Genomic DNA, 15,152 nt, shown 5'->3' with positions numbered 1-15,152 from the left:
TATAGTTTTTATGATTCTTACTGAGACTCTGATTCATATAGCTACTCAGAGTCCGACAGCGACTCAGACTCAGACAGCGATTCTGATTCCGACAGTGACTCAGACTCAGACAGCGATTCTGACTCAGACAGTGACTCAGATTCCGATAGCGACTCAGACTCAGACAGCGACTCTGATTCCGATAGCGATTCAGACTCAGATAGTGACTCTGATTCAGACAGCGATTCTGATTCAGACAGCGACTCAGATTCAGACAGTGACTCAGATTCCGACAGTGACTCAGACTCAGACAGCGACTCTGATTCAGACAGTGACTCAGATTCCGACAGCGGTTTAAGCTCTGATGCTGATCAAGAAGGAAATAATGGCTCAAGTGAAGATCCTTCAAATGGTGTTGAAGGTCCACAAAGTGAGTTAAACACTAGCAATGAAAATACGATTGTAAATAATGAAATTGGATTAACTAATGTAAGTACGACATCTAATACAGAAGTTAATACTGAACAAGTTTCATCAGAACAAACATCTGATGTTGATAAATCAGATAAGAAAACTGATGATAATCTTCCAGATACTGGAGAAGTGAAGACTAATGACAGTACTTTACTTGCTACATTATTAGCAGGTATTGGCTCGATATTCTTGCTTGGTAGAAGAAGAAAATCTAGTGATAAAGAATAAGGAATAATGAATTTTAAAGTGGCTAAACCTTTATAGGTTTAGCCACTTTATTGCTATAATATAAGCAATAAAGAGGCTGGGGGATTAATATGAATTTAAGTGAAGACATAGATAGAATTCTTGAAATGCATAAGTCATATCCTAAACATAATGTTTCTTTCGTAAGTATTGGTAACAAAAATCAAAAGGCGATCGTTAAAGTATTAAGGTCACAAAATAATCTTAAAAGAAATATTTTGAAATGGACTCAAGAGTTTCGAAAGAAATCTGGTAAGCGTGCTGAATGGGTTAAGATTGATTTTGTTACAGAAGTGCTAGAGGTAGATTTTGATACACTTAAAGATGATTTGATTAGTACGAGAAGAAACTATGTGGATTATGGTATATCTTTAGATAACACTTGGAAGTACGCTTTCTTATCTGAGGAGATTAACGCAAATGCTTTTGTTAGACCTTCGAAAGATAAAAAGTCATTTATTCTATCAGAAGATAATATTAATAACTATTTAAAAAAGTATAAAGGAATTAAGGAACGTTATTCTCATCAACAGTATGAAGGTCAACAAGTTCTGAAATTTTATACAAAGGGGTATTTTATTGAAGATACGAGTGTCCATGTTCTAGATGAACGTGGATATACTAAAGGACTTCGAGAAGTGAGTGATTTAAATAGTGAAATCGATACTTTGATCAAGAATAGCGCGCATTTTTTAAAGGGAGAAATGAATGAAAGTGGTAAATATCAGTATGGCTATTTCCCTCATTTTGACAAGAACATTGCATTTTATAATAACTTAAGACACTCTTCATCTACTTACGCTTTGATTGAAGGGTTAGCTTATTTAGAAGAAGACATTACAGTTGCAGAAAAGGCAATTGACTACTTAATGAACAATTATTTATATGAAGTTGATGGTGTAGGTCACATATTCGATGATACGAAAAATATAAATGAAATAAAATTGGGTCAAAATGCCGCTTTTATCTTTGCAGTATGTGAGTATTTGAAATTCAACCCAGAGAAGAAAGCATATTTAGAAGCAGCTCAAAAGGTTGCTCGTGGTATTGCAACGATGATCAATGAAAATGCAAAAACGATTCATGTGTTAAACTATCCTGATTTAACTGTGAAAGAAGATTATAGAATTATTTATTATGATGGAGAAGCAGCTTTAGCGTTATTAAGACTTTATCAAATCGATAACGATGACAACTGGTTAAATCTTGTTAAAAATCTATTCGAAAGATTTATTAAAAAAGATTATTGGAAGTATCATGATCATTGGCTAGGCTATTGTACAAATGAGCTTGTACAAATAGATCCACAAGAAAAGTATTATAAATTTGGCATTCAAAATGTTTCTAGTTATTTAGATTATATACAACAAAGGGAGACAACTTTCCCGACATTTTTAGAAATGTTAATGGCGACATATCATTTAGTCGAAAAAGCAAAATCAACAGGTCATGAAAGATTAGTTAAGGAACTTTTAGATGAAGATAAATTCATTAACACGATTCATGCACGTGCTGATTATCAAAGAACAGGTTACTTCTATCCAGAAGTGGCAATGTATTTCAAAAATCCTGCAAGAATACTGAATGCGTTCTTTATCAAACACCACGGATATAGAGTGCGCATTGATGATATAGAACATTATTTATCAGGCTATGTACAATATCAGAAGGTGTTTAAATGATATTAACCGACTCAAATAGCTGTTTCACTATGATATTGCTATCATCTTTTTAATGGTATAAAATATTGTAAAAATAACAATATTTGGTTAAAAAGGAATGGTAATGAACGTGATTTTTGCGAATAGTATTATTGCTAAAATGAAAAATCAAAAGATTAATTATGACAAAGTGATGCGTAAGATGATTAATGAATGGCAACGTAGTGATAAGCGACCGAGCATTTTAATTCATAGTTGTTGTGCACCTTGTAGCACATATACGTTAGAGCTTTTAACGCAATATGCGGATGTGGCCATATATTTTGCGAACCCTAATATTCATCCTAAGCGTGAGTATGAAAGACGAGCGAAGGTTCAAGAAGATTTTGTTGAGCGTTTTAATGAACGGATGAATACGAACGTGAAATATATTGAAGCGCCTTATGAACCTCATAAATTTATGAAGATGGTTAAAGGCAAAGGTTTAGCTGAAGAGAATGAAGGCGGATTGAGATGTACGGCTTGTTTTGAAATGCGTTTAGAACTTGTAGCCGAAGCTGCTGCGAATCTTGGATATGATTACTTTGCCAGTGCTTTAACATTGTCTCCTAAGAAAAATGCACAATTGATTAATGAATTGGGGATGGAAGTGCAAGATATTTTTCATGTCTATTATTTACCAAGTGATTTTAAGAAGAATAAAGGTTATGAAAGATCTATAAAGATGTGTAATGAATATGAAATTTATAGACAGTGTTACTGTGGTTGTGTGTTTGCAGCGATTAAACAAGGTATTGATTTTAAAGAAGTTAATCAAAATGCTAAAGCTTATTTAGAATCATGTAGTAAGAGTTGTTTATAATTTTGTTTGCAAATGAATCTTAAAACCGATATGTTGTTGGTGAGTGAAAATTAAATATAATAAGCAATAAACCACTGGAAGTGCCTTTTAAATGGCTGAGATTAAAGTGTGACTTTAAAATTCCTTGAACCTGATCCAGCTTATACTGGCGTAGGAAAGTGGCGTATCTTTAGTTTAAGTTGACGCTATTTTCTTATTGAAAATAGTGTTTTTTTATATAAAAAAGGAGGATAAAAATGAAATTTACAGATAGCGTATTTAAAAGAGTTGAACCAATATGGGAATCTTATATGAAACATCCGTTTATTCAAGGGCTAGGTGATGGGACGCTTGATGAAGAGAAATTTAAACATTGGCTGAAACAAGATTACGTGTATTTGATTGAATATGCGAGACTATTTTCCATTGGGGCTGCTAAATCAACAGATTTAAAGATGATGACGACTTATGCAGATCTAGCAAACGGTACGTTGCATACAGAAATGGATTTACATCGTCGTTATGCTAAACAATTTAATATATCTGAAGAAGAGCTTGAACAAACAGAACCAGCCCAAACAACAGTAGCTTATACGAGTTATATGTTAAATTTGGCCCAACAAGGTGGAATTGAGAACGTTATAGCTGCAATTTTAACGTGTACATGGAGCTATAGCTATATAGGCTTGAAGTTAGCTGAAATTGAAGGTGCAAAGGATCATCCGCTATATGGAGAATGGGTTAATATGTATGCATCTGAAGAATTTAGTACATTTAAAGAAGACTGCATTCAATTAATGGATACAGTTGCAGAAGGTAAGACTGAAGAAGAACTTAATCGTTTAGAAGATATTATTGTAAAGACAAGCTACTATGAATATATGTTCTGGGAAATGGCTGAGAATCTTGAAACATGGCCAGTACCAGTGAAATAAGTTGTTGTTTTGTAAAATCTACGATTTTGTTCGTGCATGCTTGTATGTTGCAAGACTAACGAAACAAGCAACATATGAACATCTCCTTATGAAAGTGGATGTCTTTTCAAAATCTTATTTACAGTTAAATACACTAAATGAACGATGATCAAACTAGCTACCGTATCAGAAAAGAAATGAGCATTTAAATAAATTCTTGAACACATCATTGAAATGATTAAAATAGAAGAAATCCACTTTACGATATATGTGTTGTATAAAGCGAGCAATACAAATAAGGCTACAAATAATATTAAAGTGTGCAAACTTGGAAAGCTAAATCCTTCAATTAAATCTGAAGGCCTCGGTCTTTGGATAATATATTTTAGCAATGTTCCTGTAATGAGAGCAGTAATCGTGAAAATTAAATAAGGTAAGAAGTGCTGCTTGTTATAGAAATACAAACCTATAAATATGATGCCTATTAAAAAAACTGTATGTAATGGCGAGAATATAAAAGACACGATAGATAAATAATTATGTAACCTAAATTCAATCGTATTGTTTTGAATAAAATGATAAACAGCGTGATCTATCGGGTATATGTATTTAGTAAAAATAGATACAATGATTAATAGTAAAATAATTGCATAACTCATAATGAGCATTGAGTCTTTCTTCATGATGCTTATAACTCCTTTGAGTATATGATTTTAAGCTTAATTTAATTTTAAATAAAAAGCTCATTATAAACAATGAGACTTTAGAACTAACTAATATAATGAAAGAATTATGAGCTGTGTTATAGTTTAAGGAAGTTTTCAAGATGCTTTATATGAAAAGAGGTAATGTAATGCGACCAATCAATGAAGAAAAAGTCATTCATAATCTTGGACAATTAGGAGACAATTATGGTCTTTTAGTTTTGGCTAAATTGAGCAATAAAGAACAAGAGCAAAGAATCATACTCTCTGAACTCGAGCATTATAAGCAACACATGATTAAACAATCACTTGAATTATTAGTAGAAAATCAATTTTTACAAGTTAGAATAGAAGAGATCATGCCACCAAATATATATTATAAGCTCACGGAACAAGGAGCATTATTAATACCTGTACTTGAACAGATCGAAGCGTTGAAAATATAAAAAAAGCGGCAGGTCGATGATGTTATTAATAAGATTTGGGACATAAAAGCATTCTTATTTTAAACAATAATATATTTCTTATACAATAAACATAGGAGGGATAGTCATGAATAAAGATTGGCAATCACAATTACCTATAAATAATATTAAAGAAATTATACCCGTCAGTGGTGGAGATGTTAACGAGGCTTATAAAGTAGAAACTAAAGATGGACCATATTTCTTGCTCGTTCAACATAATAGAAGTGAAACATTTTATGCTGCAGAAATCGCTGGTTTAGAAGCGTTTGAAGTGGCTGGTATTACTGCCCCTGTTGTTAAGGGGTACGGACAAATTCATGATGATACTTATTTAGTATTGAGCTATCTTGAAGAAGGTCGCTCCGGCAGTCAAAGGGAACTTGGTAAACTTGTTGCGAAGTTGCATAGTCATCATGAACCACATGGCAAGTTTGGTTTCCATTTACCATATCATGGTAGTGATATTACGTTTGAAAATGGATGGAAAGACTCGTGGATCAATATATTTGTAGAACAAAGGTTAGACCAACTGAAAGATGAAATTGTTCAGAGAAAATTATGGTCTAACGATGAAATTTTATTATTTGAAAAAGTACGTGAAAAGATTGTAAAAGCTTTAGAAAATCATAATAGTAAGCCTTCACTCTTACATGGAGATTTATGGGCAGGTAACTTTATGTTTTTATCAAACGGAGAACCTGCTTTATTCGATCCATCGCCTTTATATGGAGATAGAGAATTTGATCTCGGTGCTACACGCGTATTTGGAGGATTTACGAATGAATTTTACGATGCATATAATGAGACATTACCTTTAAGTAAAGGCGCGGATCAAAGAATAAAATTTTATGAGCTTTATTTATTAATGGTGCATTTAGTGAAGTTTGGTTCTATGTATGCAGGTAGTGTAAATAGAACGATGAATGAAATATTAGATTGATAAACAAGAAAAATAGAAGGCATGTATGTTTACAAATCTTGCGATTTTGAAAGTGCATGCTTGCCTAGGGGTATGGTTCGAGCCTGTAGTCTCTCACTCATACTATTCCCCCGGGCGTCAGCACTTTACAAAATCGCGAGAATATTCATTTTCCTTATATTTTTTCGTTTGTTCTTTTAAGTACATGCTTCTATGTTGCAAGACTGAGTAAACAAGCAACATAGGAGGTCTGTAAGTTGCAAGACTGATCAAACAAGCAACATAGAACGCTTGTAAGTTGCAAGACTGACGAAACAAGCAACATAGAACGCTTGTAAGTTGCAAGACTGAGTAAACAAGCAACATAGAACGCTTGTAAGTTGCAAGACTGAGTAAACAAGCAACATTCAGACTCGATCCCTATAAGAAAACGACCAATAATCATTGGTCGTTTTCTTATTTATTATATTGAATAGTCGCTGTTAAATGAACATCTTCATTACTTATATTGCGATACGTATGTGTAACGTCTGATTCGAAATGTATAGCATCATCTTGTTTAATTGTATGTTTATGCCCATTTATTTCAATTTCTAATACACCTTTATGAACGATAATATATTCTTCCGATCCTACGTGATGACCTTCTGATATCATTTCGGCATTGCCTGTTAATTCCATATTAAACATTTCAAAGTTCTTATCTATATTGAATGGGAAATAAGGATATATGATGACTGTTTGATCGTCGTTATAGATTGGAACGATATCTGCTTTAGACACACAATTGATATTGTCATCTTTATTGGAGATTAAATCTGATATAGGTAGATGTAATCCATTAGCTATTTTCCATAATGTTGTGATTGTAGGGTTAGATTGTCCGTTCTCGATTTGGTTGAGCATCGTTTTACTTACGCCAGTTCTTTTGGATACTGTGCTCAAACTTAATTGTTGTGATGTGCGGTATTGTGATAAATTATGTGCGACGATTGTATGGATATCTTTCATAAATAAAACACTCCTATTTACTTTATAACGAACGCATTGTACAATATAATGTGTTCTTTATAACGAACGTTAAGTACATTATAGCAGAAAAATTATTGAAGGAGTATCATACACGATGGATAATATTAATAGAAATAATAAACAAAGCTGGATACTGTTTATAGGCATCTTATTAATTGGGGCAACTCTAAGAGCACCAATTACTTCGGTTGGAATAGCTTTACCATCAATTAAAGATACATTAAGTTTATCTAATACATCAGTCAGTTTAATTACAATTATTCCGTTACTTTCTTTTGCAGTTATTTCGTTGTTTGCTGCAAAAATAAGTAATAGATTTGGTATAGAACGTACTGTATTCGGTGCGCTTATATTTATATTTTTAGGAATTATGTTGAGAGCGATAACAGGCGTATCTTGGCTTTATTTAGGCACAGTTTTAATCGGTGTAGGTATTGCATTTGGAAATGTTTTAACACCAGGCATAATAAAAATGAATTTTCCTTTACGCATAGGTATTATGACAGGGTATTACACAGTTGTGATGAACATATTTGGTAGTCTGTCTTCATATATAACTGCACCATTAGTTAAGCAGTATAACTATAGTATCGCGATTAGTTTAATAGGCCTGATAACTTTATTAGGTATTATTGTATGGTCATTTCAATTGAAAAAACATGATCATGTAAAATCTTCACAAACAAGTACTGATATCAATGTTTGGAGATCGCCGTTATCGTGGCAAATCACATTATTAATGGGTGGACAGTCTATGATATTTTATTCACTCATCAATTGGTTGCCTGAATTTTTATTAAGTAACGGTACACCCATTAATGAAGCGGGTATTTATTTATCCATTCTACAATTAGCCATTATTCCTCTTACATTTGTTACACCGATATTTGCTGAAAAGATGAATAATCAAGTGGTCATTACTTTTGTGACAGGTTTATTATTTGTTCTAGGAATATTAACGTTAATGCTTCAACCTGGCTGGGCATTTGTAGGTATCATATTAATAGGCATCGCAAGTGGACTAGCATTTGGCTTAGTCAATACGTTCTTTGGACTAAGAGCAGAAAGTGGTCATACAGCTGCTAAATTATCAGGAATGTCTCAATCGGTAGGCTACTTATTTGCAGCAATCGGACCGTTATTCTTCGGCATATTGCATGATGTCACACAAAGCTGGAATGCTTCATTTAGTATTTTACTTATAACATCATTACTCATCATGCTCGTTGGATCACAAGCAGGAAGAAATAAAACAATAGAACAAACTTTACAAAAATAAATAAATTATGAAAGTGGTATTTTAACTAAGAAGTTGAAATATCACTTTTTATAAAATGAAGAGAAAGTTATAGAATAAATTACAATATAGTGAACATAATACATATAAAATAATAAAAATAGGAAAACGCTTTCCAAGAATGCTTTATTTTCTGACACTTTATAGTATAATTGTCCCATGAAGTTTGACGCATTTAAATTTGATGAATTTAAACAAGGAGTGACACGAAATAATGGAAGACAATCATTTAAAAAGGGGTCTTAGCTCACGCCAAGTTCAGATGATTGCACTTGGTGGAACAATCGGTGTAGGTTTATTTATGGGTGCATCTAGTACGATTAAATGGACTGGACCATCGGCTATATTTGCTTATTTAGTAGCAGGGCTATTTTTGTATTTAGTAATGAGAGCAATGGGAGAATTAGTATACTTGTATCCAACAACTGGTTCATTTGCTAACTATGCAAGTGATTATTTACATCCAGTAGCAGGCTATGTAACTGCTTGGAGTAACATATTCCAATGGATAGTAGTAGGTATGAGTGAAGTTATCGCAGTCGGACAATATATGCAATACTGGTGGCCAGACTTACCAACCTGGATACCTGGTGTCATAGTTGTCGTTACATTAGCAGCAGCCAATTTAGCTTCAGTTAAAGCTTTTGGTGAATTTGAATTCTGGTTTGCAATGATAAAAGTCGTAACAATTATTTTAATGATTGTTGCAGGATTTGGTTTAATATTCTTTGGACTAGGAAACGGCGGAAATGCTATAGGTTTAGGTAATTTAACTGAACACGGAGGATTCTTCCCTAATGGTATAGTAGGCTTCTTCTTTGCTTTATCAATGGTTGTTGGTTCCTATCAAGGTGTAGAACTAATAGGTATTACAGCAGGTGAAACGAAAGATCCACAGAAAAACATAAAGAAAGCTGTAAACGGTGTTATATGGCGTATTTTAATCTTCTACATAGGTGCAATATTCGTTATCGTAACAGTTTATCCATGGGATCAACTAGGTAATGTAGGTAGTCCATTCGTTGCAACATTTGCAAAAGTGGGTATTACAATTGCAGCAGGATTAATTAACTTTGTTGTAATTACAGCAGCAATGTCTGGTTGTAATTCAGGGATATTTAGTTCAAGTCGTATGGTATACACGTTAGCTCAAAAAGGACAAATGCCTCGTATATTTAAAAAAGTAATGAAAACAGGCGTTCCATTCTTTGCAATATTAGCAATTTCAATTGGTATCTTTATAGGTGTTATTTTAAACATCTTATTACCATTATTTATAGATGGTTCTGAAAATATATTTGTATACGTATATAGTGCTTCTATTTTACCAGGGATGGTACCATGGTTTATGATCTTATTCAGTCACATTCAATTTAGAAAAAAACATCCTGAAGAAATTAAAGATCATCCATTCAAAATGCCATTCGCACCATATACAAACTATCTGACATTAGGGTTCTTTATTTTAGTACTTATCGGTATGTTATTTAACGCAGAAACAAGAGTATCCGTTATTATCGGTATCGTATTCCTATCAGCAATGACACTTATATACTTCTTAAGAGGTTATCATAAAGTAGATAGAGGCGAATATTAAGCCTAATTAAATGAAACATCCTGTCACTAGATTAACGTTCTAGTGATAGGATGTTTTTGTTTAATCTTATTCATGCATGTTCTTTACGAGAATAAACATCGTTATAAACTGATAGCATGTTAAGGTATAATAACGCTATATACAATTAGATGAAAGGTGATACTTATGGACAAATATTTATATATCGCACATGGCTATAACGCAAATAGTCATAAACATTGGTTTAAGTGGCTTACTGAACAGTTTCAAGGTGTTGAGAGTAAAATATTAGATTTTCCGAATGCTTCGAATCCTGTTTTGAAAGATTGGAATGAGACATTAAGGAACGAAGTTGATTTATCTTCTGGTGAAAATGTGATTGTAGCACATAGTTTAGGTGTTGTTACGTTGCTGAATTATCTTTCTCAATATGATGGTGACATTAACGTTAAAGGGATAATATTGGTTGCAGGATTTTATGAAGTTATCCCTGAACTCAATAAAATTGATGAATACATACAACATACGGATATAGATTTTGACAAACTTCAAGCGCAAATACCTAATATTGTAAGTGTTGTTGCAACAAATGATCGCGTTGTTCCATATGAACTGAGCGAAAATTTATCGAGAAAGTTGAATTCAAAGTTTATAACAATCAATCATGATGGTCATTTTTGTGATAGGGATGGTTATACTCAATTTCCAGAAGTTGCCCATTATGTAAATGAAATATTTAATCAATAAAAAAACGCCCTCGGCTATTGCCGTGGGCGTTGGATTAGTGTGTTGAATAAAAATTTAGTTTAAGTACTGCTTATTTAATTATGCAGTTACCCATTGTGAAGCGCCTGCAGTGTTGTATAATTTAACAGCTGCTGCATCTTGTACTGCTTCTGGAGCTTCTGTAGGTGATACACCTTTATATTGAGCAGGAGCTACTGAATCCCAAGTAGTTTGTAGGAATTGGTATTTACCTGCTGCACCTGAAGATGCGTTAACAGCTTTTAAGTCGCCGCCTGATTCACGTTGAGCGATAGCTTTTAAGTGATCATTAACGTTTACATTTGAACCTTCAGAAGCTGAAGATGTTTGAGCTGTTTTAGTTTCTTGTTTTGGAGCTTCAACTTGTTTTGGAGCTTGTTGAGTTGTAGCTTGTTGTGTTTCTTGTTTTGGTGCTTCAACTTGTTGTGGAGCTTCTTGAGTTGCTTGTTCACTAGCAGTGTTATTTGCTGCTGGAGCTGGTGTTTGTTCAGCTACGTTTTGTTCAGAAACTGGTTGTTGTTGCTCAGCTACAGGAGCTTGAGTGCTTTCTGAGTCAGCGGCATTAGTTGCGTGATATTCCCACGTAAAGTTTTGACCATCTGATTGGAAGTTATACTCATAACCATCTAATGCGAAATTAATATCATATGCGCCTTCTTGGACAGCATGTGCATTAAGTTCTGATGAATTTGATTGAGCTAACTGAGCTAATTGCTCTTTATTTACGCCTTGTTCAGATGCATCTGCTACGTGTGTAGATGCTACCCCTGTTGCTCCGATTGCTACTGCTAATGATGAAGATAAAATTGCTTTTTTCATAATTTTAAAACCCTCCGAATAATTTTTTTATTTATTAATATTTTATTTTTAGATGATGATTTCTTTGTTAGTTAATAATTCTTCCCTAAAAATGGGACAAACCAACAATAACATAAATAGAGGCTTTGTAAATTACAGTCAAATAACAAAAGATTACAATGTGAAAGATATATTGTAATAATGAATTACCAACGTTATATTTTGTAATAATACACTTAAATTTACCGATTGTATACAATTGGATGGGAAAAAGGTCTAAATATGAATGGAGTATTGAAATGCTTTCATGACAGTTTTGAAGTTCAATATTAAGAGAGAATGTTCAGCTTTAAAAAATAGCATTTGTCGATGCGCTATCATATAGAAAGAAAATTGGAATTTATAATTTTTAAGAGGAATTTAATATTATGAAGCATTTAACCGCTATAAAAATAATTGTAGAAAATCCGAGTTAGCTAGTGCGAGTAGGGATAAGAAGAAATATATCTTCAAAAGACTGAATTATCAGTATTATTACTACCTGTATACTAATCATAGTGGTGCGTAATATCTTTGAAATATTTGTAATGTTATTGTAATATATAGGTGTACAATTATACTAAAAGGGAGTGATGATAATGAATAAAGTGGCGAAATTAACAATTGCAACTAGTATTTCTATCGGAACAATCTTTGGAATAATAGATATACCTAGTCAAAACGGTAATGATGTCGAAGCTGCAACAACACCTTATTATCAGTTTAAAGGATATACAGGCTATGATGGTAGCTTTATTTTAGATTCAACCTTCATCAACGCTTTAGAGTATAAGAATATCACAATGAACGGGTTCAGAGTAGTACAGCCCCAGTCGAATGACGGAGGAGCATTTACGCATAGAACATCTTATGATCAAACTTTCTATTTTGGTGATAAACATGAAAGTGAATATGCGGCTAGCGTAAAGTTTCCTGTGAAGAAGAAACATATAACGCAATCACAAATTATCAATGCATATGGAAATGATTATACTATAGAAGAAACTAGTAACGGAAAAAATTATAGATTCATTGTTGGCGGCAATATTATTATATTTACTATGGACGATAATTATGTCACAGAAGTGAATATCGGCGAAGATTTAGAATGATGAATACCATTGAAAATTAATAATACGAACTATATAATAAATATAACTTGAATGAACGGAGGTGTTTTAGATGTTTCTTTTAGCTCATAGTTGCAGATTTTTAGTAATCGTTCGCAACAAATTTGCAAATGTTTCTCCAAAATTGGTGAAGTGTGTCTTTTTTGAAAGAAAATATAGCTATAAGGAATGTCTGACACCAGCTTCCTTATAGTCCAATTTTGGAGGAAGCAATATGAATATTATCAATATGTCTAAATTAACTAAGTCTTATACAGGTGAGGTCATTTTTGAAAATATCAAATATGACTTGAATGAAGGAGATTGTGTAGGTTTAGTTGGAAGAAATGGTGAAGGTAAGAGTACTTTATTAAAATTGATGGCTGGCATAGAATCGCCGACAGAGGGGCAAATAAGCTGGCAAAAGAATATATCAATTGGATATTTGAATCAATTACCGACTTATGAAGATGATAAACAAGTATATGAATGTTTATCTGAAGTGTTTGAAGAAATTAATCATATATCAAAGCAAATGCAGTCAATTGAAGCCGACATGGCTAATCAAACTGACCAAATGGAACAGTTATTAAAAAAATATGGGCACTTGCAAGAACAATTTGAAGAACGTGGTGGTTATGAAAGAGATGCTCAAATAAGACGCGTGAGCCACGGATTAAAAATCAACCACTTATTAAGTCATCCGTGGGGGAAATTGTCTGGAGGAGAAAGAACGAAAGTCGGTTTAGCTCAAATACTATTACAACAACCTAAATTATTATTGTTGGATGAGCCGACGAATCATTTAGATATTTCATCTATTGATTGGTTAGCAGATTTTGTAAAACAATATTCTGGAGCAGTTGTCATTGTTTCACATGATCGATATTTTTTAGATGATACAGCAAATCAAATAGCAGAAATAGATCAAGGTCAATTGCATATATATCATGGGAATTATAGTTATTTTGTTAAAGAAAAAGAAGCGAGAATTATACGTGAATTTGAAGCTTATCAAACACAACAAAAGAAGATAAAGAAAATGGAAGACTCAATTAAACAATTGAGATTATGGGCAAGTCAGGCAAAGCCACCAAATGCTGCAATGTACAAACGTGCAAAAAGTATGGAGAAAGCATTAGATAGAATAAAGAGATTAGATAAACCAATATTAGAACACAAAAAGATGAACGTAAATTTAGCAGAAGGACAGCGCGTTTCAAATGACGTTATAGAATTAGAGCGCGTTTCAAAAATGTATGAAGATATATTGTTTGAAGAAATAGACTTGCTCATTAGAAGAAAAGAACATGTAGCAATCATAGGAGATAATGGAACAGGGAAAAGTACATTGTTAAAAATGATGATGAATCAAATAGAGCCAGACGAAGGAATAGTTAAGCGTGCATCCAATTTAAGAATAGGCTATTTATCGCAACATACATTTGAAGACATTGAAGATCAATCAGTAATTGCTACATTTAGAGAAGCAGTTCATGTTACAGAAGGACAAGCAAGACATATACTTGCACAATTTATGTTCTATGGAGAAGACGTATTCAACAAAATAAGCAGCCTAAGTGGTGGAGAGAAGATGAGGTTGCGTTGGGCACAAATAGTGAATCAAGACTTTAATGTGCTCGTATTAGACGAACCAACGAACCATTTAGATATAGACGCAAAAGAAACTATAGAAGATGCACTGATAGATTACAATGGAACAATCATTGCAGTCTCACATGATCGGTATTTTTTGAATAAACTATTCGATACAACTTATCTATTAAAAGATAAAAAGCTAACAAAATACGAAGGTAATTACGATTATGTAATAGAAAAAACAAAAGAAAACAAAACCGACGCCTAAAAAGGCGCCGGACAGATTGTGAACAAATCAAACGTGTATAAACCGTTTGATTTGTTTTTTTTGTCTTTTTTACATATTTCATTCAAATATTATACTTGGGTTCAGTACAGTCGTGAGTTAAGTCCGAAGTTAATCCAAGACAATGCCTAAGTCGTGAGTTAAGTCCTGAGTTAATCCAAGAAAACGCCTAAGTCGTGAGTTAAGTCCTGAGTTAATCCAAGAAAACGCCTAAGTCGTGAGTTAAGTCCAAAGTTAATCCAAGACATTGCTCAAGTCGTGAGTTAAGTCCGAAGTTAATCCAAGACAATGCCTAAGTCGTGAGTTAAGTCCGAAGTTAATCCAAGACATTGCTGAAGTCGTGAGTTAAGTCCGAAGTTAATCCAAGACTGTACTGAACCCAAAAAGTTGAACTTTTTTAGTATGATATTTGAAAGGTTTGTTTCCTGAATTTTTTAGGAGATAAG

General features: G+C 33.1%; 14 protein-coding genes and 1 riboswitch. Of the genes, 11 read left to right on the top strand and 3 right to left on the bottom strand.

Translation table 11 applies throughout. The features are described 5' to 3' along the window. Window positions 1-438: 438 nt before the first annotated feature. The 4 genes from LQ598_RS13920 (at window position 439) to tenA (ending at window position 4,136) form a co-directional block, all read left to right on the top strand. Window positions 439-681 (top strand): LPXTG cell wall anchor domain-containing protein, encoded by a 243-nt coding sequence (locus LQ598_RS13920; protein WP_345773321.1) that lies wholly within the window; start codon window positions 439-441, stop codon window positions 679-681. Between the two features lie 89 nt (window positions 682-770). Beyond that, the gene (locus LQ598_RS13335; protein WP_239745688.1) at window positions 771-2,381 is read left to right on the top strand and encodes a poly(glycerol-phosphate) alpha-glucosyltransferase; all 1,611 of its coding nucleotides are present in this window, start codon (window positions 771-773) and stop codon (window positions 2,379-2,381) included. Window positions 2,382-2,490: 109 nt separating this feature from the next. Beyond that, entirely contained in the window at window positions 2,491-3,222 is a 732-nt protein-coding gene (locus tag LQ598_RS13330) for an epoxyqueuosine reductase QueH (protein ID WP_239745689.1), read from the top strand. A gap of 66 nt (window positions 3,223-3,288) precedes the next feature. Continuing rightward, window positions 3,289-3,396, top strand: a riboswitch (TPP riboswitch). A gap of 62 nt (window positions 3,397-3,458) precedes the next feature. Beyond that, on the top strand, window positions 3,459-4,136 hold the full coding sequence (gene tenA / locus LQ598_RS13325) for a thiaminase II (RefSeq protein ID WP_239745687.1): 678 nt from the start codon (window positions 3,459-3,461) through the stop codon (window positions 4,134-4,136). Window positions 4,137-4,222: 86 nt separating this feature from the next. On the opposite strand, the gene LQ598_RS13320 is transcribed toward tenA, so the two are convergent. Further along, window positions 4,223-4,798, bottom strand: coding sequence for a phosphatase PAP2 family protein (locus LQ598_RS13320; protein WP_239745686.1), 576 nt, complete (start codon window positions 4,796-4,798; stop codon window positions 4,223-4,225). Between the two features lie 170 nt (window positions 4,799-4,968). On the opposite strand from LQ598_RS13320, the gene LQ598_RS13315 reads away from it, so the two are divergent. Further along, window positions 4,969-5,265: a winged helix-turn-helix transcriptional regulator gene (locus tag LQ598_RS13315; RefSeq protein WP_239745683.1), complete on the top strand. Its 297-nt coding sequence runs from the start codon at window positions 4,969-4,971 to the stop codon at window positions 5,263-5,265. A gap of 106 nt (window positions 5,266-5,371) precedes the next feature. Next, window positions 5,372-6,226, top strand: a complete 855-nt coding sequence (locus LQ598_RS13310; RefSeq protein WP_239745682.1) for a fructosamine kinase family protein — start codon at window positions 5,372-5,374, stop codon at window positions 6,224-6,226. Window positions 6,227-6,661: 435 nt separating this feature from the next. Here LQ598_RS13310 and LQ598_RS13305 read toward each other — a convergent pair whose 3' ends face one another. Continuing rightward, the gene (locus LQ598_RS13305; RefSeq protein ID WP_107536528.1) at window positions 6,662-7,216 is read right to left on the bottom strand and encodes a helix-turn-helix domain-containing protein; all 555 of its coding nucleotides are present in this window, start codon (window positions 7,214-7,216) and stop codon (window positions 6,662-6,664) included. A gap of 115 nt (window positions 7,217-7,331) precedes the next feature. Here LQ598_RS13305 and LQ598_RS13300 point away from each other — a divergent pair, with 115 nt between their 5' ends. The 3 genes from LQ598_RS13300 (at window position 7,332) to LQ598_RS13290 (ending at window position 10,857) form a co-directional block, all read left to right on the top strand. Further along, window positions 7,332-8,516, top strand: a complete 1,185-nt coding sequence (locus LQ598_RS13300; protein ID WP_239745681.1) for a CynX/NimT family MFS transporter — start codon at window positions 7,332-7,334, stop codon at window positions 8,514-8,516. Between the two features lie 232 nt (window positions 8,517-8,748). Then, the gene (locus LQ598_RS13295; protein WP_107536526.1) at window positions 8,749-10,131 is read left to right on the top strand and encodes an amino acid permease; all 1,383 of its coding nucleotides are present in this window, start codon (window positions 8,749-8,751) and stop codon (window positions 10,129-10,131) included. A gap of 165 nt (window positions 10,132-10,296) precedes the next feature. Then, window positions 10,297-10,857 carry an RBBP9/YdeN family alpha/beta hydrolase gene (locus LQ598_RS13290; protein ID WP_239745680.1) on the top strand — a complete coding sequence of 187 codons (561 nt, stop codon included), beginning with the start codon at window positions 10,297-10,299 and terminating at the stop codon, window positions 10,855-10,857. 78 nt (window positions 10,858-10,935) lie between these two features. Here LQ598_RS13290 and LQ598_RS13285 read toward each other — a convergent pair whose 3' ends face one another. Further along, the gene (locus LQ598_RS13285) at window positions 10,936-11,694 is read right to left on the bottom strand and encodes a transglycosylase family protein (RefSeq protein WP_239745679.1); all 759 of its coding nucleotides are present in this window, start codon (window positions 11,692-11,694) and stop codon (window positions 10,936-10,938) included. 617 nt (window positions 11,695-12,311) lie between these two features. Between LQ598_RS13285 and isaB the strand changes: the two genes are divergently transcribed. Beyond that, window positions 12,312-12,824, top strand: a complete 513-nt coding sequence (gene isaB / locus LQ598_RS13280; protein WP_239745678.1) for an immunodominant staphylococcal antigen IsaB family protein — start codon at window positions 12,312-12,314, stop codon at window positions 12,822-12,824. Window positions 12,825-13,056: 232 nt separating this feature from the next. Further along, on the top strand, window positions 13,057-14,688 hold the full coding sequence (gene abc-f, locus LQ598_RS13275; protein ID WP_239745677.1) for a ribosomal protection-like ABC-F family protein: 1,632 nt from the start codon (window positions 13,057-13,059) through the stop codon (window positions 14,686-14,688). The last annotated feature ends 464 nt before the right edge of the window (window positions 14,689-15,152 follow it).

Origin of the sequence: Mammaliicoccus sp. F-M27 (genome assembly GCF_022387115.1) — a bacterium.
GTDB lineage: Bacteria > Bacillota > Bacilli > Staphylococcales > Staphylococcaceae > Mammaliicoccus > Mammaliicoccus vitulinus.
This window is presented reverse-complemented; position numbering and strand designations above follow the sequence as displayed.

Coding starts and splice junctions, on each gene's coding strand:
- LQ598_RS13335 (WP_239745688.1), top strand. CDS start 771: ATGAATTTAAGTGAAGACATAGATAGAATTCTTGAAATGCATAAGTCA.
- tenA (WP_239745687.1), top strand. CDS start 3,459: ATGAAATTTACAGATAGCGTATTTAAAAGAGTTGAACCAATATGGGAA.
- LQ598_RS13320 (WP_239745686.1), bottom strand. CDS start 4,798: ATGAAGAAAGACTCAATGCTCATTATGAGTTATGCAATTATTTTACTA.
- LQ598_RS13315 (WP_239745683.1), top strand. CDS start 4,969: ATGCGACCAATCAATGAAGAAAAAGTCATTCATAATCTTGGACAATTA.
- LQ598_RS13310 (WP_239745682.1), top strand. CDS start 5,372: ATGAATAAAGATTGGCAATCACAATTACCTATAAATAATATTAAAGAA.
- LQ598_RS13305 (WP_107536528.1), bottom strand. CDS start 7,216: ATGAAAGATATCCATACAATCGTCGCACATAATTTATCACAATACCGC.
- LQ598_RS13300 (WP_239745681.1), top strand. CDS start 7,332: ATGGATAATATTAATAGAAATAATAAACAAAGCTGGATACTGTTTATA.
- LQ598_RS13295 (WP_107536526.1), top strand. CDS start 8,749: ATGGAAGACAATCATTTAAAAAGGGGTCTTAGCTCACGCCAAGTTCAG.
- LQ598_RS13290 (WP_239745680.1), top strand. CDS start 10,297: ATGGACAAATATTTATATATCGCACATGGCTATAACGCAAATAGTCAT.
- LQ598_RS13285 (WP_239745679.1), bottom strand. CDS start 11,694: ATGAAAAAAGCAATTTTATCTTCATCATTAGCAGTAGCAATCGGAGCA.
- isaB (WP_239745678.1), top strand. CDS start 12,312: ATGAATAAAGTGGCGAAATTAACAATTGCAACTAGTATTTCTATCGGA.
- abc-f (WP_239745677.1), top strand. CDS start 13,057: ATGAATATTATCAATATGTCTAAATTAACTAAGTCTTATACAGGTGAG.